Here is a 17,300-nt window from a genome sequence, read left to right on the forward strand (position 1 = left end):
CTCGGCCGGTTGACCCCGGACGAGGCGTACTTCAATGCGCTGCCAGCAATCCCGATGGCGGCCTAACCGAGGCAGGAATCCACTTAGGAAACGCCCCGAAACTGTTCAAACAAACCGAGCCAGCTCTCTTTTCGCGGTATCTTCCGGCGCGCTTTCAGGCCGCGATCCTGCCCCTTGGCATGTTCATCGTCATCGCCCCGCTGGATTGGATCTCGGGTCTGGCCTTGCTGGTGACCGCGCCGATGATTCCCTTTTTCATGGTGCTGATCGGCAAAGGCGCCGAGACGCTCAACCAGCGGCAATGGCTCAGGCTTCAGCGCATGTCCGGCCATTTTCTGGATGCCATGCAGGGACTCGCCACGATCAAGGCGTTCAATGCCGGCAGGCGGATGACACATCATGTCGCAGACGCTGCGGAAAGCTATCGGCAAGAAACCATGAGGGTTCTTCGGATCGCATTTCTTTCGGCCCTGACACTCGAATTCTTCTCCACGGTTTCCATCGCCATGATTGCCGTCCTGATTGGCTTCCGCCTGCTTTGGGGCGAGATGACCTATCTTCACGGCCTGTTCATCCTGCTGCTCGCCCCGGAATTCTACTTGCCGTTGCGCACGATGGGGGCGGCCTACCATGCGCGCATGGAGGCGCTCGGCGCCGCCGAGCGGCTTCTCGCCATCGAGGCCCTGCCGGAGCTGGCCCGGACAGGTTGGAGGACAGCGCAGGCGGGGGCTCTCAAACAAGCCCCTGCAATCGCGATGCTGGATCTGCACCTGACCTATCCGGGGGATCGGCCCGCGCTGCGGGGCGTGAGCATCGCGATCGCCGCGGGGGAGACCGTCGCGCTCACCGGTGCGTCCGGCTCAGGCAAGTCGAGCCTGATTGCGCTGCTGATGGGATTTGCCATTCCGCAGGCCGGAGAGATCCGGATCGACGATGTGCCGCTTGAGAGCTTCTCGCTCGAGGCATGGCGGCGGTCCATAGCCTATGTCCCACAGCGGCCCACCCTGTTTTCAGGAAGCGTGGCGGCCAATATTGCGCTGGGCGATCCGGAGCCCGATCCTGCCCGGATCCGTGAAGCCGCGCGCCGCGCCCGGATCGAAGAGCGCATCCTTGCTTTACCATCGGGGTATGAAACGCTGATCGGTGCTGGTGGTCATGCTCTCTCCGGAGGGGAAGCGCAGCGCATCGGGCTCGCGCGGGCTTTCTATCGCGAGGCCTTTCTCGTTTTGCTGGATGAGCCGACCGGCCATCTCGATCCTGAAACCGAGAACGCCATCCACACGGCAATTTCAGCGCTCAAGCCCGGTCGGACGATGATTCTGATCGCACACCGCGAATCTACCCGGCAATTGGCGGATCGGGTGATTACCCTTGCCGCCGGGCGGGTCGCCGAACAGGATCCGGCCCCCGAGCCACCTGTCGGTCCGGTTCCGGCATGACGGACCTGGCGCGCCTCTTCCGCTTGATGCGTCCCCAAGCCGGCTGGATGGCGCTCGCGATCCTGCTTTCCGCTGTGGCTACCGGGGCACATGTCGCGCTGATGGCGACATCCGGCTGGTTCATTACCAGCATGGCGCTTGCCGGCCTTGCGGGCATCACGATGAACTACTTCACGCCGGCCGCCCTGATCCGTGGCTTTGCCATCATCAGGACGGCCGGCCGTTATGGCGAGCGGCTGATCGGCCACGAGGCGACCTTGCGCTTCGTGGCCCGGCTGAGGCCCTGGCTTTTCAGCCGGATCGAGCGCGCCGCGCCGGCCAATCTCGGTGATCTTCGGTCGGCTGATCTCCTGACCCGCCTTCGGTCTGACATCGATCGGATGGAACTGGGTTTCCTGCGGGTTCTCTCCCCCGTCCTGGCTGGCCTGATCGTCCTCGTGCCCGTTCTGATCTGGTTGGCCTTGAAGCGGCCGGACTTTGCCTTGGTTCTGACGATTCTCCTCGTTGTGTCAGGGGTTTTGCTGCCGGCGGCGCTGCTTGCGGCCAGCCGCCGGGCAGAACGATCCCTGGTTGCCCAGACGCCGCGACTGAATGCGGCATTGGTCGAGACCGTCGATGGTCAGGCCGAGCTGGCGGTCTATGATCCGGATGGGCACCATCGCGCCGCGACTCTTGCTCTCGCAAACGGACTTCTGGCTGACGAGGACCGGATTGCCCGGACACAAGCCCTTGGCAATACGGCCGTTCCACTCGCTGCGCATCTTGGCCTGCCATTGCTTCTCTGCATGGGTATTCCCGCCGTTCGCGAAGGCTCGCTGGCGCCGGCAGATCTGCCGATGCTGGCCCTTCTCGGCCTCGCGCTGTTCGACACCGTAGCGGGCTGGCCCTTGGCGATCCAGTCGATCCCCATCCTGATGCATTCTGCGCGACGGGTCTTCGAACTGGCTGATCGCCCTTCGGATGTCCCTGACCCCGTTGCGCCGGAACCAATTCCCCTGCCGCTATCGATCCAATTCTCGGGGGTCAGCTTTCGTTATCCCGATGCGCGAACCGGAGGGCTGCGGAACATCGACCTGACCCTTTCCCCCGGCCGGCGGATTGCCATTCTCGGGCCGAGCGGCGCCGGAAAATCCACGCTCGGCGCCCTGGCGATGCGGTTCTACCAGCCCAGCAAGGGGGTGATCAGCGCCGGAAATACCGATTACCGCGCAATATCCGGCGAAAAGCTGCGCAGACACGTTGCCATGCTGGGTCAGCATGATCATCTGTTCAGCGGCTCGATCCGCGACAATCTCCTCATGGCCGATCCCGGAGCGTCGCCGGGAGCGCTGGAACAGGCCTGCCGGACTGCGCGGATCCTGCCCTTCATTGAAGGCCTGCCGGAGGGGTTCGAGACCTGGGTTGGTGCGCATGGCAAGGCGCTTTCCGGCGGCGAGGGACGGCGCCTGCTTCTCGCCCGAACGCTGCTCCGGCGTCCGGAACTTCTGATCCTGGATGAGCCGACGGAGGGCCTTGATCCGGCGACGGAACAGGCCGTCATCGAGGCCATCATCGCCGATCATCCCGAGGCGGGTATCCTCCTGCTCACGCATCGGCTTGTCGGCCTGGACAAGATGCATGCATGCTTTTCCCTCGAATCCGGCCAACTTGTCGCGCAACGCCCGCAGCGCCTTGCATCAGGCCCAATCCCGCGCACGATTGAGATGGACGGTGGAGTTCAAGGTGAAACGCGTCGGTCTACATGAAGCATGGAGTGGCACAGCCGATTGCCGGAACTGCGTGATCCGGGGATCAGTGCTGTTTTCCGGCCTGAAAGAGGATGATTTCGAGAAGTTTCACCGCCCGATTGATCAATCCGTCTTTCCCGCGGGCAGCGTGATCTACTCCACCGGCGATCCGGCAACTTCGCTGTTCACGATCCGGAACGGGCTCGTCAAGCTCACGCAATATCTGCCCGATGGGACACAGCGGATCGTGCGTCTTATGGGCAAGACCGACCTGATCGGGCTCGAGGCCTTGATCGAGAGCGAGTACCCGCACACGGCGATCACATTGCACCACACCGAAATCTGCCGGCTCCCGGTGGATTTCATCCGCTTGCTCTCGCAGAGCAATACGCAACTCTTTCACGAATTGATGGCGCGATGGCATCGTGCCCTGAGCAATGCCGATCGCTGGATTACCGAATTCTCGACCGGCTCGGCCCGAGATCGTGTGGTTCGGCTGCTCCTGTGGCTGACCGAGCGCGACGATGGCGAGCGCTGCGACCTGTTCAGTCGGGAGGATCTCGGCGCCGTTCTTGGTCTGACGACGGAAACGGCCAGCCGGACCATGGCGGAACTCAAGCGGCAGGGCTTCATTTCCGAGCCCCGCACCAATCATTTCCTGTGCGATATCCCGAACCTGCGACGGTTGATCGACGCCTGATCAGGCCACGATCGCCCGTCCCCCGCGCATGGCGCTTGACATTGCAGCGCAGCACGCGCAGAAGGCTGTCTGAACGTCGGCGCAGCTCCTGCGCTTGAGCGAAGCAGCGTGATTGCACCCGCCCGTCTAAAGGCGATGGGTGCCGGCTTCCCCCTTCAATCGTTCCCTGTCCGGCTTCCCCATCACGCGGGCCGCCTTTTCTCCGGTGCGCGGATCCGCGTTCCGGTCAAGGCGGCCGCGCGGCCGCCGAACCCGAAAGACATATCCTTGGCCAGTTTTTCCGATTTCGCCCTGCTCGCGCCGCTGAAGCGCGCGCTCGATGGCGAAGGTTACACCATTCCCACCCCGATCCAGACCCAGGCGATCCCGCACGCGCTCGCCGGCCGCGACCTGCTCGGCATCGCCCAGACCGGAACCGGCAAGACCTGCGCCTTCGCGCTGCCGATCCTCCAGCGGCTGGGGAAATCCGGCACCACGCGGAAGCCGCGCAGCTGCCGGGCGCTGATCCTCTCCCCCACGCGCGAGCTGGCGAGCCAGATCGCCGACAGCTTCCGCGCCTATGGCAAGTTCATGCATCTGTCGATCGATGTCGTGTTCGGCGGCATCCCGGTCGTCCGCCAGGCGAAGCGGCTCGCGACCGGCGCCGATATCCTCGTCGCGACGCCGGGTCGCCTGCTCGATCTTGTCGCCCAGAAGGCGCTGCGGCTCGATGAGCTCGAAATCCTCGTGCTCGACGAAGCCGACCAGATGCTCGATCTCGGCTTCATCGTGCCGCTCCGGCGGATCCATGCCCTGCTGCCGAAGAAGCGCCAGAGCCTGTTCTTCTCCGCCACCATGCCCGAGGCGATCGCGGGGCTGGCGAGCCAGTTCCTGACCGATCCGGTCCGGGTCGCGGTTGCGCCGGTCGCCACCACGGCCGAACGCGTGACGCAGGGCGTCATGCCGGTGCCGCAGGCGGCGAAGCAGGCGCTGCTCTACCATGTGCTGTGCGACCGCGAGATCGGGCGCGCGCTGGTCTTCACGCGGACCAAGCACGGTGCGGACCGCGTCGTGAAGCAGCTCGTGAAGGACGGGATCGATTCCGCCGCCATTCACGGCAACAAGAGCCAGGCCCAGCGCGAGCGGGCGCTCGGCGCGTTCCGCGCCGGCACCTGCCGGGTGCTGGTGGCCACGGATATCGCCGCGCGCGGCATCGATGTCGACGGCGTCACCCATGTCATCAATTTCGATCTGCCCAATGTGCCGGAATCCTATGTCCATCGCATCGGGCGCACGGCGCGGGCCGGGGCCGCGGGAATCGCGATCTCGTTCTGCTCGGGCGAGGAGCGGCCGTATCTGCGCGACATCGAGAGGCTGACGCGGCAATCGGTGCCGGTTCTCGCCCTGCCGGAAGGCTTCGCCCCCGATCCGGCGGTGATCCGCGCGGTGACGGAGCCGGCGCGGCCGCACAGCCGCGGAACGCCCGATCGCCACGACGCGCCGCGGCAGGCGCCGTCCCGCCGCCGTCGCCGGGCCGGACGGTCGAAGCCGGGCATGCGGCCTCAGGCCGAAGCCGCCGCCGGTTGACGGCGGCAGGCTTTTGTCGTAACCACGGGATCGCTCGAGTCCCGGTCGCTTCCGGGCCGCGAGGCATATGCAGAACCCTGTCCGATGCCCGATCGAACGCGCCGCCTGCTTGTGATCGCTTCGGCCGGCCTCGGGCTCCTCGCGGTCCTTCCCGCCGGCGGCGAGGCACGGCCGCTGCTCGTGCTTGCCGCCGCGAGCCTGCAAACCGCACTCGACGCGATCGCCGCCGCATGGCGGAAGGAGACCGGCCGGCGCGTGCTCTTCGCCTATGCGGCCACCCCGGCGCTCGCCCGCCAGCTGGAGCAGGGTGCGCCGGCCGACCTCTTCGCGTCGGCCGATCCCGATTGGATGGATTGGGCCGGCCAGCGCGGTCTGATCCGCGCCGAGACGCGCCGGACCCTGCTCGGCAACACATTGGTGCTGATCGAGCCGGCCGATCGCCCCGCGACGCCGCTGGCGATCGCCCCCGGTTTCCCGCTGGCGCAGGCGCTCGGCGGATACCGGCTCGCGATGGGCAACCCCGCCAGCGTGCCGGCGGGGAAATACGCGCGCGCCGCGCTGAGCGCGCTCGGCATCTGGGATCAGGTCGCCCCGCGCATCGCCGGGGCCGATACCGCGCGGGCGGCGCTCGCCCTGGTCGCGCGTGGCGAAGCCCGCTTCGGCATCGTCTACGCGACGGACGCGAAGGCCGAGCCGCGCGTGCGGGTTCTGGGCAGCTTCCCTGCCGCGAGCCATCCGCCGATCGCCTATCCCTTCGCCGTCACCGCCGGCGCGCGGCATCCGGACGCCGCGTCCTTTCTCGCCTATCTTTCCGCGCCGGCGGCGAAGCGTATCTTCGAGGCGGAAGGGTTCCTGATCCTGGAATGAGGGTGCCGGCGTGCTGGGTCTCGAATTATCGGCCGAGGAATGGCAGGCGATCGGTCTCAGTCTCCGCGTCGCGGGCGTCGCCACGCTCGCCAGCCTGCCGCCCGGCATCCTGATCGCGCTGCTGCTCGCGCGCGGGCGCTTTCCGGGCAAGGTGTTTCTCGACGCGCTGGTGCATCTGCCGCTGGTCCTGCCGCCGGTGGTGACGGGCTATGTGCTGCTGGTCCTGTTCGGGCGCAAAGGGGTGCTGGGCGCCTGGTTCGAGGCCAATCTGGGCATCGTCTTCTCCTTCCGCTGGACGGGCGCCGCGCTCGCCTGCGCGGTGATGGGCTTTCCGCTGATGGTGCGCGCCATCCGGCTCGCCATCGAGGCGATCGATGCGCGGCTGGAGGCGGCCGCCGGCACGCTCGGCGCCGCGCCGATCTGGGCGCTGGTCACGGTCACCCTGCCGCTTGCGCTGCCGGGCATCATCGCCGGGGCGGTCCTGTGCTTCGCGAAGGCGCTTGGCGAATTCGGTGCCACCATCACCTTCGTCTCCAACATTCCCGGCGAGACGCAGACGATCCCCGCCGCGATCTACAATGCCACACAGGTTCCCGGCGGCGAGGCCGGCGCGTTCCGGCTGTCGATCGTCGCCGCGATGATCGCGCTCGGCGCGCTCGTCGCGTCGGAATGGCTGGCGCGCCGCAGCGGCAGCAAGGCGCGCTTGGGATGATCGCCTTCGCCTGCCGGCTCCCTCGCGATGGTTTCACCCTCGACGCCGCCTTCGAGGCCGGGAGCGGCGTGACGGCCCTGTTCGGCCCCTCCGGTTCCGGAAAATCCACGGTGATCCGGCTGTTCGCCGGGCTGGAGAGGCCCGAGGCGGGCCGCATCCGGATCGGCGACGCCACGCTGCTCGACACGGCGGCGGGCCTGTGCATGGCGCCGCATCGCCGCCGGATCGGCCTGGTGTTCCAGGATGCGCTGCTGTTCCCCCATCTCTCCGTGCGGGCGAACCTCACCTATGGCCGCTTCTTCGCGCCGGCGCGCGAGCGCCGTATCGCCTTCGATCCGGTCGTGGAGGTTCTCGGCATCGGCCATTTGCTCGGGCGCCGGCCGGCCACGCTCTCGGGCGGCGAGCGCCAGCGGATGGCGATCGGGCGCGCGCTGCTGACGAGCCCGCGCCTGCTGCTGATGGACGAGCCGCTCGCCGCGCTCGACACGGAGAGGAAGCACGAGATCCTGCCTTTCATCGAGCTTCTGCGCGACGCGTTCGGCATTCCGATCATCTATGTCAGCCACGCGGTCGAGGAAGTCGCGCGGCTGGCCACCCGCGTCGTCAGGCTGGAGCAGGGCAGGGTCGTGGCGAGCGGGAGCCCCGCCGAGGTGCTGGCGCCGGCTTCGCTCGCCGAGGCTTCGAGCCGTTTCGACGCCGTCTCGGTTCTCGCCGCGCCGGTTTCCCGCTTCATGCCGGATTACGGCGTCACGCTGCTCGACCATCCCGCGGGGCAGATCGTCGTTCCCGGCCGGATCGAGGCGCCGGGGGCGGTTCGGGTCATCATCCGCGCCACGCATGTCGCCCTGTCGGTGGGCCATCCGGGCCATGTCAGCATCCGCACGGTGCTCCGGGGGCGGGTCGTCGCGCTGGAAACCGATGCGGGGCCGTTCGCGCTGGTGACGGTCCGGCTCGAGGGCGGCGACCGGCTCCGGGCCTACGCCACGCGGCTTGCGACCGACGCGCTCGGGCTGGCTGTGGGGGATGAGGTCCAGGCGCTCGTCAAGGCGGTGGCGATCGACGCGCATGACCTCGCCGGCGCCCGCCCGGCGGCGGATTGAGCCTAGCGGGGCGCGGCCGGCGCCACCGAACTCACGGAACTGGCGCTGATCGTCGTCGGCACCGCCCGCCCCATCATGTCGAGCAGGACGATGATCCGCTCCCTGTCGATGAGCCGCACGAATTGCGCGATCATGTCTCCGTAAGGATCGTCATGCAGCGTCACGCAATCGCCGGGGCGCAGCTGATCGACCAGCGCCGGCTCGGCGAGCAGCCCGGCCTCCTGCCGCACCCGCAGCGCCCGGACGACCCCCTGCGGCAGGGGCGCCGGATGTTCGCCGAAGCGGATCAGCGTCGAAACCCCCATGGTCGAGAGGATCGACCGCCAAGCCTGGCGGTCGATATCGATGCGCACGAAGAGATAGCGCGGAAATAACGGCCGCTCGACGATCTCCTCCTTGCGGGCATGGCGCCGCCGCTTGCGGATCAGGGGCAGATAGGCCTCGAATCCCTGCCGACGCAGATGGTCGAGCGCCCGCGCCTCGCCATTGGGCTGGGTATGCACGACATACCAGCGTTCACCGCCCGGCTCCTCTGTGAGCATCGTGGATCGCGCCCCGCAATTCGAAATCTGCCCCGGAGCATCGCCGCATCGGGCCGATTCGCCAGGCCGGACGATCGGCGCCCTCGGCATCCGGGGAGTTGTGCTGACGGGAATTTGCCTCTACCGACGACCGGATAGCGGTCAGATCCGGGAAAATCAATGTCGCAGCAGGCACGCGCAAGGCGGATTTCTGTCACGGGGCTCGGGTATGTCGGCCTTCCGGTCGCGGTCGCTTTCGCGGCGGCCGGCCATCCGGTCATCGCCTTCGACATCAATGCGGAACGTATCGCCGAACTGAAGCGCGGCATCGACCGGACCGGCGAGGTCGAGCCGGAGCGGCTCGGGGCGGCGGAACTGCATTTCACCGCCGATCCCGCGGATCTGGCCCGGGCGGATTTCCACATCGTCGCCGTTCCGACGCCCATCGACGATTCGAAGCGCCCCGATCTGCGGCCCCTGCTGGCGGCGAGCCGCACGGTTGGCCGGATCCTCAAGGCCGGCGACATCGTCGTCTACGAATCGACCGTCTATCCTGGCGCGACCGAGGATGATTGCGTGCCGCTGCTGGAGGCCGAGAGCGGGCTGCGGTTCGGCGTGGATTTCTTTGCGGGCTATTCTCCCGAGCGCATCAATCCCGGCGATCCGGAGCATCGCTTCGAGACGATCACGAAAGTGGTTTCCGGCTCCGATCCGGACACGCTCGAAACCGTCGCCGCGGTCTATGGCTCGGTCGTCCGCGCCGGCATCCACAAGGCGCCGTCGATCAGGGTCGCCGAGGCCGCCAAGGTCATCGAGAATACCCAGCGCGACCTCAACATCGCGCTGATGAACGAATTGTCGCTGATCTTCGAGCGGATGGGCATCCGCACCAAGGATGTCCTCGAGGCGGCCGGCACGAAATGGAACTTCCTGCGCTTCACGCCCGGCCTTGTCGGCGGGCATTGCATCGGCGTCGACCCCTATTACCTCACCGCCAAGGCCGAGACCTTCGGCTATCATCCGGATGTCATCCTCGCGGGGCGCCGCGTCAATGACGGCATGGGCGCATTCATCGCCGCGAAGCTCGTCAAGATGCTGATCCGGAAGGGGCGGGCGCAAGGCGCGCGCGTGGGCATCCTCGGCCTGACCTTCAAGGAGAATGTCCCCGATCTCCGCAACAGCCGCGTTCCCGACATCATTCGGGAACTCGATGCGTTCGGGATCGCGCCGCTGGTTCACGATCCCATCGCCGACGCCGAGGAGGCTGAAGCGGAATATGGCGTCCGCCTCGCGCCCCGCGACTCGCTGCGCGAACTCGATGCGCTCGTGGTCGCCGTCTCGCACCGGACCTTCCTTCAGGAGGGTGAGGCCGGCCTTGCCGCGCTGCTGCGGCCGGGCGGCATCCTGATCGACGTGAAATCCTGCCTGGACCCGTCGCGGCTGCCGGCCGGCACCGAATACTGGAGCCTGTGAGCATGCACGGCCGGCCAGCCCGGCAGGACCCCTAGCCCCGGGAGCGTGAGATGTGCGGCATCGCCGGCCTGCTCGACCCCGCGCTCGTCGGAGCGTCGCAGGAACTGCGCCGCCTCGGCGAGGCAATGGGGCTCGCGATCGCGCATCGAGGCCCGGACGGCGCGGGGCTCTATGTCGAGGCGGAGGCCGGCCTTGCGCTGGCCCATCGCCGGCTGGCGATCGTCGATCTCTCGCCGGCGGGCGCCCAGCCGATGGTGTCGGCGGATGGACGCTTCGTGCTGGTCTATAATGGGGAATTGTACAATGCCGGCGAATTGTGCGCGCATCCGGCGCTGCGCGGCATCGCCTGGCGCGGCCATTCCGACACCGAGATCATGCTGGAGAGCTTCGCCCGGCGCGGCATCGCGCAGACGCTGGCCGATCTCAACGGCATGTATGCGCTGGCGCTGTTCGACCGGAGTACCCGCGAGATGCATCTTGTCCGGGACCGGCTGGGCATCAAGCCGCTGTTCTTCGCGCGGCGGGGCGGGGGGATCTATTTCGCCTCCGAGATGCGGGGGCTGCTGGCTGCCGGAATCGGCGGCGCGATCGACCCCGCGGCGCTGGCCGCCTATCTGCGGTTCGGCTATGTCCCCACCCCCGGCGCGATCTTCGCCGGCGTGGAAAAGCTCGCCCCGGCCGAATGGTGCATCCTGGGACCCGACGGAGCCGAGCGGCGCACGCGCTATTGGAGCTTGGCCGGGGCCGTCGAGCGGGGCCGGGCCGACCCGCTCGATCTGCCCGACGAGGCGGCGGTCGAGGCCCTCGATCAACTCCTCCGGGACGCGGTGTCGCGCCAGATGATCGCGGATGTCCCGCTCGGGGCCTTCCTGTCCGGAGGGGTCGATTCCTCGATGATCGTCGCCATGATGGCGGCGGCGGGGCAGGGGCGGGTCAGGACCTATTCGATCGGCTTCCCCGATCTCGGTTTCGATGAATCGGCGCATGCCGCCGCGGTGGCGCGGCATCTCGGCACGGAGCACACGGAACTCGTGGCCACCGAGGCGGACGCGCTGGCAGCCGCTCCCGGCCTGGGGGCGATCTATGACGAGCCCTTCGCCGATTCCTCGCAGATCCCGACCTATCTCGTCTCGCGGCTGACACGGGCCAATGTCACGGTGGCGCTGTCCGGAGACGGCGGCGACGAACTCTTCGCCGGATACAACCGCTATATCCTGGCCGGCGCCCGCTGGCCGCTGGTCGAGCGGATCCCGCGGCCTCTCCGCCGGCTGGCGGCGGGGGTTCTCGCCGGCCTGCCGCCCGACGCCGTCGACGCGACGATCGGCCGGCTGCCCGGCATGCCCCGGCAGCTCGGCGACAAGCTGATCAAGGCGGGGAGCGTCGTCGCGCTGGATGCCGACGGGCTCTATCGGCGGCTCGTCAGCCAGATTCCGGACCCTTCCAAGCATATCGATGCGCAAGAGCCGGCGGATCCGCTGGCGGTGCCGGAGGGGCTGGACCTGATCGACCGGATGCGCTTCCGCGATACGCTGACCTATCTTCCGGACGATATCCTGCAGAAGGTCGACCGTGCCTCCATGGCCGTGGCGCTGGAAGCGCGGCCGCCGCTGCTCGATCATCGTGTCGTCGAATTCGCTTGGCGGCTCCCCCGCCGCCATCTGCTGCGGGACGGACGCTCGAAATGGATCCTCCGGCAGGTTCTCGACCGCTACGTGCCGCGCCGGCTGATCGAGCGGCCCAAGATGGGCTTCGCCGTGCCGCTCGCCGCTTGGCTGCGCGGCCCCCTGCGCGGCTGGGCGGGCGATCTCCTGCACGCCGCCGATTACGGCGGCGGCCTGCTGCGGGCCGCGCCCGCGCGGCAGCTCTGGCAGGAGCACGCGGCCGGCCGCCGCAACCATGCCTACCAGCTCTGGACATTGCTGATGTTCGAGGTCTGGCGCCGCCGCTGGACTCCCCGGCCTATTCCGGGAATGAGTGCGGAATGACGCGCGTGCTCGTTGTCGGACCGCCGATGCATGTCGGCGGCACCGAACGCCACCTGGCTCAGGTCCTGCCGGCCCTCGCCGCGCGGGGAATCGAGATCGGCCTGCACGTTCTCGAGCGCGGCGGCGTCCTCGAGGCGCCGCTCTGCGCCGCCGGCATCGCCGTCGAAGGCCCCGAACCGGGCATGGGGCGCGCATGGCGGGCGGCGGCCATGGTTTCCGGCCTGCGGCGGCGCATTCGCGCAACCGCCCCCGATCTCCTGCACCTGTTCCTTCCGGAGCCGAGCCTGCTCGGGGCTCTGGCAGCCGAGAGCGTCGGGTTCCGGCGCTATCTGCTCAGCCGGCGTTCGCTGGCGCATTATCGCGCGGCCTATCCGGGGATATGGGCGATGGAGCGGGTCTTCATCCGGCGCGCGCTGGGGGTGATCGGCAATTCCGAGGCGGTTCTGGCCGAACTCCTGGCGGAAACGGGGCAGCGCGCGCGGCTCGGGCTCATCCATAACGGCGTGGCGGTGCCGGCATTGCTTTCTCCCGCGGAGCGCCGCGCCCGCCGCGCCCGGATCGCGGTCGCGGAGGAAGCCTATCTCATCGCCGTCGTCGCCAACCTGATCCCCTACAAGGGCCATGCGGACCTGATCGCGGCGCTCGGGCCGATCGCGGCGCGGCTCCCGCAGGATTGGGTTCTGGCGCTGATCGGCCGGGATGACGGCATCGGTGCCGCCCTCGACGCTCTCAGCCTCCGGCACGGTCTCGCCGGCCGCGTCCGCAGGGTCGGGGCGCGGAGCGACGCGGCCGAACTGCTCGCGGCCGCTGATCTCGCCGTCCTGCCCACGCATCAGGAAGGGTTCTCGAACGCGCTGGTCGAGGGGATGGCCGCCGGGATCCCCACCATCGCCACGGCGGTCGGCGGCAATCTCGACGCGGTCGAGGACGGGGTGAGCGGGCTGCTCGTGCCGGTGGCCGATCCGGCGGCGCTCGGCCGCGCAATCCTGGCTCTGGCCGCGAGCCCGGACGATGCGCGGCGGCTCGGAGCGGCGGCGCGGGCGCGCGTTTCAGAGCGGTTCGGCGAGGCGGCGATGCTCGCGCGCTACGAGATGCTCTACCGCCGCGCCGGCGAACTCGGAACCGTGCCGCTGGCTTCGATCCTCGCGTCGGCGGCGGCGCCTCACGGCGCGTAGATGCGCGCATAAAGGCCAGCCTGCCCCTCGCGGGTATAGCGGCTCCGGAACCAGGCGGCGATGCTTTCGCGGGGCGGGCGCGGTTGGTCGAGCGCCGACCACCCGCCCGCGGGGTCGACGCGGTTGCCGGCCTCGTCCGCCGCGGCCGCGCAATCCTCGATCGCGCGCGACATGATGATCGGCAATCCGGCGAGCCCGTATTCCGCGAATTTGGTCGGGCTCGCCACCCGGTTGGTGCGGTCGGCGGCGCGGAGCAGATAGGCGGCATCGGCGGCGTTCAGATACGCGTTCACCGCATTGTTGGCGACGCTGTCGACCAGGATCGCCGGGTCCGCGCCCGCCATCGCGCGCGCCGCGTCGCGGTCCGGCGTCAGCATGAGCAGCCGCGCCTCGGGCCGCGCGGCGTGCAGCGCGCGGAAATGCGCGATGGTCTCGGGCAGGTGCTGGTAGGGCGCGAGGCCGCCCGCATAGAGCAGGAGCGGCGTTGCGGGTGCGAGCCCCAGCCTGGCGCGCGTCGCGTCGCGCAAGGCCGCATCCGGCCGGAACAACTCCCCCTCCGCGGCGCAGGGCGCGATAATGGCGGGTTTCTCCGCCGGCCAGGGCGGCGCGAGCATGGCGCGCAGCGGGCGGCTGACGAAGATCGCGCGGTCGGCCCGGCGCACCAGTTCGACCTGGCGGCGGCGCAGGACCAGCCGCCGTAGGGCCGCCGCCGGACCCTTGCCGCCATATTCCGTTTCGGCGACGGCATCGCCCCGGCAATCCCAGATCAGCGGCACGCCGAGGCTGCGGGCGAGCGGCAGCGCCACCAGAGCGGCGTAATCCGTGCGGGCATGGATCGCTCCGAAGGCTTCGCTTCCTCCGCCGTGCCGCGCCAGGAGCCGGCCGGCATTGTGCCGCGCGGCGCCGGGCATGGCGGGGCGCAGGCCCTCCAGCGGCCGGATGCGGCAGCCGGCGGCCTGCTCCGCCGCCTCCAGGGCAAGGAGATTGGCGCGGTGCATGTCCGTGCCGAGGCCGAGCGCCGCGATCTCGAATTCCGCAATGCCGAGCCCGTGCATCACCGCCGCGTGGCGGAGCGCCTGCGAGCGCACCACCGGATTGGCGAGGCTCTCAGTGAGGATCAGCAGGATTCGGGAATGGCTCATCATATCCTCGGCAGGCGGGCGGGGCCGGCATCGCGGGCGCGAGCGGTCCGGTCAGGCAGGCATCCTCGATCGTCACGCCGGTCGGCAGCAGCCGGATGATCCGCCGGACATGCCAGCCCGGCCCGACGAGATCGCCGGCAAACCCGGCCTCGGAAGCATGGAGGAGCCGGCCCGTCGCAAGATGATCGAGATGGAACAGCGTCGCTCCGGGCCGGGTCGCGGCATGCCCGACCGGGCGCGGGGCGTCATGCGCGTCCGCCGCCTGGTATTGCCGCCTGAGATCGGGGAAGGGCGTGTAGCAGCGGCTGCCGGGATCCCGGATCGCGACAGGGCCGAGCACGAGATCCACCGCGAGATTGTCGTCGTGGCTGTGTCCGCTCTCGCCGAGGCGCCCTGGGTCGAAGCAGCGGAACGCGACATGCGCACCGCCGCGCCGGGCGAGGGCGACCCCGAAATCCGGAAACACCGCGACGCGCCAGGTTGCGTCGTCATGCGGCAGGGCGAAGCTTCGCCGCCGCCGGCGTTCCGGCGGAAGATCGCGGAGCGGCGCCTCCGCTTCAGCAAGACCGGCCTCGCCGAACTGTGTCCGCGCCGCCGCCGGCGCCTCGCCGGATGGGAGAGGGCCGGCGGCGATAAGCCGCGCGAGCGGCCCTTCCATCCCGGTCGGGTCGCATGGGGAGAGGAGAGCCTCTCCCAGCGCGAGCAGGCCCTCCCGGCGGCGGGGATCGGGTGGCGTGGCGGTTCCATCGGCAGGGTCGAGATCGAGCGGCCGGCCGCTATCGTCATCCCCGATCAGGATCGCCGCGCCGTCATCCCCGCGCAGCTGGGCGGCGAAGGCGGTCGCGGCCCGCAAGCGCCGGAGCGCGGCCCCGGAAACCGGCGCATGATCCGAGCCGAGCGGCCCGCGCGGCATGCCGGGGCGGGGGCGGATGCCGCCCGCCGGCACCTGACGCGCCCAGGAGGGATCGGCCCGCCAGGCCCCGGCGAGGGCGGCGAGCCCCCAGAGCACTGCCTCCGCCGCCAGGCGATGATAACCCGTCGAGCCTTCGAAGGAGCCGCCATCCGCGTGGAACTGGCGGAGGGTCTCGGTGTCGATCTCGGCGGCAATGAACGCGCATAGCGCGTCCCGCCCGGTTCCGGGCGGCATCACCAGCGCCATGAAGGCCAGGCCGAACAGATCGGACAGGTAATGATTGCCCCGCGCCGTCTCCGACCATTCGAGATTGTCGAGCACGTGGCGACGATGCGCCGCAATCCCCGCCCCGAGAACGCCAAGCGCGGCGCGTTCCGGCGCGAGGCCGGCATGGGCGAGCAGGCTCAGCGCCAGCGCGAGATTGGCGCCCCGGATCGCGACTTCCATCACCGATCGCCATTGAACGCCGTGGCGCGGCGGATTGGCGGCGAGGAAATCGAGCGCCTGCGCGCGGATTTCGGCCGCGATGCGGTTGGCGCGCGGATGCTCGCCGCGCCGCCCCGCGCGCGCGGCGGCGATGGCGAGGCGCGGGAGATGCTGGAGCCGCGCCGTCTGCCAGGCGGCCTTGATGTCGACCCCGCGCGCCGGTGCGATCGCGAGCCGGCGGGATCGGTGCCGGCCGTTCCAGCGGAAACCGCTGACCGGATCGCGCTGCCAGTCGATCGGCCGGTAATCCGGCAGGGCCTGGGGGCCTGTCGCGATCAGCGCCCAGATGGCCGCCGATCGCGCCCGGTTGGCGCGGCAGACATGGGCGCCGAGCCACAATCCTCCGGCATCCGCCTCGACCGGTGCCGTGGCCGGCCAATGATGGCCGTCGCGCCCCGGTGCCGTTGCGCCGAAGCCGAGATCGAGCCCCCGGCGCCCGAAGACGGTGAAGCGATGCCGGAGCAGGGGCTCGACCTCGGCCTCCAGCGCCGCGCCGCGATCGAGCAGGCGATCAAACGCCGCGGGCGGGAAGACCGGAAAGGCGGGGTGTTCCGGCGTCGCTCCGAAGCTCGGGCGGAAGCGGTCCGCCAGCGCGAGCCGGGCCGCGCGAAGCCGCCGGCCCAGCGCGCCGTGAACGCGCCTAGCGCCGGAGAGGATCCGCATCATCCCCGGGCCTGCGCATCTCGAAGAACCATGTCGCGGCGGCCCAGTTCGGCAGCCAATCGGCGATCCGGACATTGGCGCGGATCATCGCGCCGGGCCGCAGGATCGTCGAGCCCGAAAGGTCTGCGCCCATCAGCGTGCCGTTGACCAGCCCGGCGAGATCGAGGCCGGCCGCCTGCGCAACCCGGCGCAACTGGCCGCTGGTATAGAATTGCACATGCCCGCTTTCGTAATTGTACGGGATCGCCGCCGCGCGGGCCGGATCGCCCGCGCCCCGGATGCGGCGCGCAAGCCGGACCAGCCAGCGCAGCCCGCGATAGAGGCCGAGGGTCTGGTCGATCTTCTTCTCGATCTCCGTCAGGCCGTAGCCATTGGGAACGGAACCGATGACTCGGCCCTCGGGTCGCAGATGCCGCGCCACGAGCCCGCCCAGCACGGCATCGGGATGATCGAGATGCTCGAGCACCTCGCAGGCGATGATGATGTCGAAGCGCTCGCCTTCGGGGATCTCGGCCTCGAACCGGGCCCGCGGCCCCGCGAAATGCGCCCGCGCGTAGCCGAGCGACGGTTCGTGGATATCGATTCCCGTGTAATGGTCGATGTCGTTCATCAGGTAGCGGCCGGCATGGGCGGCGCTGCCGCAGCCGAAATCGAGGATCGCGAGCGGCCGGCCGAGGCGGCGGCGCTGGGCGTCGAGGCGTGTGCGGAACCACGCCATCTTCTTGGCCGTCGCGTAGCAATCCTCGGCGGGCAATGGCCCCCAGGCCGGCTGCGGTGCCGGTGGCTGCTGCCCGGACGAAGGCGCAAGGCCGGTTGCTGGCATGCCCGTCT

Annotated in this window: 14 protein-coding genes; 10 read left to right on the plus strand and 4 right to left on the minus strand. The window is 69.4% G+C overall.

The genetic code is table 11. The features are described 5' to 3' along the window. From cydD to modC, 7 genes are all read left to right on the plus strand, one after another. On the plus strand, positions 1 to 1,439 hold a 1,439-nt coding region (cydD, locus tag FWJ24_RS11530; protein ID WP_150287990.1), incomplete at its 5' end, for a thiol reductant ABC exporter subunit CydD. Then, a complete protein-coding gene (gene cydC, locus FWJ24_RS14815) occupies positions 1,436 to 3,184 on the plus strand; it encodes a thiol reductant ABC exporter subunit CydC (protein WP_150287991.1) in 1,749 nt (582 codons plus the stop codon). The genes cydD and cydC, both read left to right, overlap by 4 nt. Continuing rightward, positions 3,162 to 3,866 carry a Crp/Fnr family transcriptional regulator gene (locus FWJ24_RS11540; protein WP_246155665.1) on the plus strand — a complete coding sequence of 235 codons (705 nt, stop codon included), beginning with the start codon at positions 3,162 to 3,164 and terminating at the stop codon, positions 3,864 to 3,866. The genes cydC and FWJ24_RS11540 overlap by 23 nt, the downstream gene beginning before the upstream one ends. A 267-nt stretch (positions 3,867 to 4,133) precedes the next feature. Further along, positions 4,134 to 5,432: a DEAD/DEAH box helicase gene (locus FWJ24_RS11545; RefSeq protein WP_150287993.1), complete on the plus strand. Its 1,299-nt coding sequence runs from the start codon at positions 4,134 to 4,136 to the stop codon at positions 5,430 to 5,432. A gap of 84 nt (positions 5,433 to 5,516) precedes the next feature. After that, positions 5,517 to 6,299: a molybdate ABC transporter substrate-binding protein gene (gene modA / locus FWJ24_RS11550; RefSeq protein WP_150287994.1), complete on the plus strand. Its 783-nt coding sequence runs from the start codon at positions 5,517 to 5,519 to the stop codon at positions 6,297 to 6,299. A 10-nt stretch (positions 6,300 to 6,309) separates the two neighbouring features. Then, the gene (modB, locus tag FWJ24_RS11555) at positions 6,310 to 7,011 is read left to right on the plus strand and encodes a molybdate ABC transporter permease subunit (RefSeq protein ID WP_150287995.1); all 702 of its coding nucleotides are present in this window, start codon (positions 6,310 to 6,312) and stop codon (positions 7,009 to 7,011) included. Then, a complete protein-coding gene (gene modC, locus FWJ24_RS11560; protein ID WP_150287996.1) occupies positions 7,008 to 8,111 on the plus strand; it encodes a molybdenum ABC transporter ATP-binding protein in 1,104 nt (367 codons plus the stop codon). Before modB ends, modC begins: the two co-directional genes overlap by 4 nt. Positions 8,112 to 8,113: 2 nt before the next feature. Here modC and nusG read toward each other — a convergent pair whose 3' ends face one another. Next, positions 8,114 to 8,653: a transcription termination/antitermination protein NusG gene (gene nusG / locus FWJ24_RS11565; RefSeq protein WP_166443674.1), complete on the minus strand. Its 540-nt coding sequence runs from the start codon at positions 8,651 to 8,653 to the stop codon at positions 8,114 to 8,116. Between the two features lie 159 nt (positions 8,654 to 8,812). Here nusG and FWJ24_RS11570 point away from each other — a divergent pair, with 159 nt between their 5' ends. Genes FWJ24_RS11570 through FWJ24_RS11580 form a run of 3 tightly spaced genes read left to right on the plus strand, consistent with a single transcriptional unit; the run spans position 8,813 to position 13,265 of the window. Then, a complete protein-coding gene (locus FWJ24_RS11570) occupies positions 8,813 to 10,105 on the plus strand; it encodes a nucleotide sugar dehydrogenase (protein WP_150287998.1) in 1,293 nt (430 codons plus the stop codon). A 50-nt stretch (positions 10,106 to 10,155) separates the two neighbouring features. Further along, on the plus strand, positions 10,156 to 12,090 hold the full coding sequence (gene asnB, locus FWJ24_RS11575; RefSeq protein WP_150287999.1) for an asparagine synthase (glutamine-hydrolyzing): 1,935 nt from the start codon (positions 10,156 to 10,158) through the stop codon (positions 12,088 to 12,090). Beyond that, positions 12,087 to 13,265 carry a glycosyltransferase gene (locus tag FWJ24_RS11580; RefSeq protein WP_150288000.1) on the plus strand — a complete coding sequence of 393 codons (1,179 nt, stop codon included), beginning with the start codon at positions 12,087 to 12,089 and terminating at the stop codon, positions 13,263 to 13,265. The genes asnB and FWJ24_RS11580 overlap by 4 nt, the downstream gene beginning before the upstream one ends. Here FWJ24_RS11580 and FWJ24_RS11585 read toward each other — a convergent pair. From FWJ24_RS11585 to FWJ24_RS11595, 3 genes are read right to left on the minus strand one after another with little or no spacing between them, the layout of a single operon-like run. After that, a complete protein-coding gene (locus FWJ24_RS11585; RefSeq protein ID WP_166443675.1) occupies positions 13,253 to 14,407 on the minus strand; it encodes a glycosyltransferase family 4 protein in 1,155 nt (384 codons plus the stop codon). The two genes, FWJ24_RS11580 and FWJ24_RS11585, sit on opposite strands and share 13 nt — an antisense overlap. Continuing rightward, entirely contained in the window at positions 14,373 to 16,469 is a 2,097-nt protein-coding gene (locus FWJ24_RS11590; protein ID WP_166443676.1) for a heparinase II/III family protein, read from the minus strand. Before FWJ24_RS11590 ends, FWJ24_RS11585 begins: the two co-directional genes overlap by 35 nt. Next, complete coding sequence (locus tag FWJ24_RS11595) at positions 16,447 to 17,292, minus strand: class I SAM-dependent methyltransferase (RefSeq protein WP_166443677.1); 846 nt, start codon at positions 17,290 to 17,292, stop codon at positions 16,447 to 16,449. Before FWJ24_RS11595 ends, FWJ24_RS11590 begins: the two co-directional genes overlap by 23 nt. Positions 17,293 to 17,300 lie beyond the last annotated feature (8 nt).

This window comes from Rhabdaerophilum calidifontis, assembly GCF_008641065.1.
Classification (GTDB): domain Bacteria; phylum Pseudomonadota; class Alphaproteobacteria; order Rhizobiales; family Beijerinckiaceae; genus Rhabdaerophilum; species Rhabdaerophilum calidifontis.

What these genes read in the sequence shown, in the direction of transcription:
- cydC (WP_150287991.1), top strand. Translation starts at nt 1,436, where the DNA reads ATGACGGACCTGGCGCGCCTCTTCCGCTTGATGCGTCCCCAAGCCGGC.
- modA (WP_150287994.1), top strand. Translation starts at nt 5,517, where the DNA reads ATGCCCGATCGAACGCGCCGCCTGCTTGTGATCGCTTCGGCCGGCCTC.
- modC (WP_150287996.1), top strand. Translation starts at nt 7,008, where the DNA reads ATGATCGCCTTCGCCTGCCGGCTCCCTCGCGATGGTTTCACCCTCGAC.
- nusG (WP_166443674.1), bottom strand. Translation starts at nt 8,653, where the DNA reads ATGCTCACAGAGGAGCCGGGCGGTGAACGCTGGTATGTCGTGCATACC.
- FWJ24_RS11570 (WP_150287998.1), top strand. Translation starts at nt 8,813, where the DNA reads ATGTCGCAGCAGGCACGCGCAAGGCGGATTTCTGTCACGGGGCTCGGG.
- asnB (WP_150287999.1), top strand. Translation starts at nt 10,156, where the DNA reads ATGTGCGGCATCGCCGGCCTGCTCGACCCCGCGCTCGTCGGAGCGTCG.
- FWJ24_RS11580 (WP_150288000.1), top strand. Translation starts at nt 12,087, where the DNA reads ATGACGCGCGTGCTCGTTGTCGGACCGCCGATGCATGTCGGCGGCACC.
- FWJ24_RS11585 (WP_166443675.1), bottom strand. Translation starts at nt 14,407, where the DNA reads ATGAGCCATTCCCGAATCCTGCTGATCCTCACTGAGAGCCTCGCCAAT.
- FWJ24_RS11590 (WP_166443676.1), bottom strand. Translation starts at nt 16,469, where the DNA reads ATGCGGATCCTCTCCGGCGCTAGGCGCGTTCACGGCGCGCTGGGCCGG.
- FWJ24_RS11595 (WP_166443677.1), bottom strand. Translation starts at nt 17,292, where the DNA reads ATGCCAGCAACCGGCCTTGCGCCTTCGTCCGGGCAGCAGCCACCGGCA.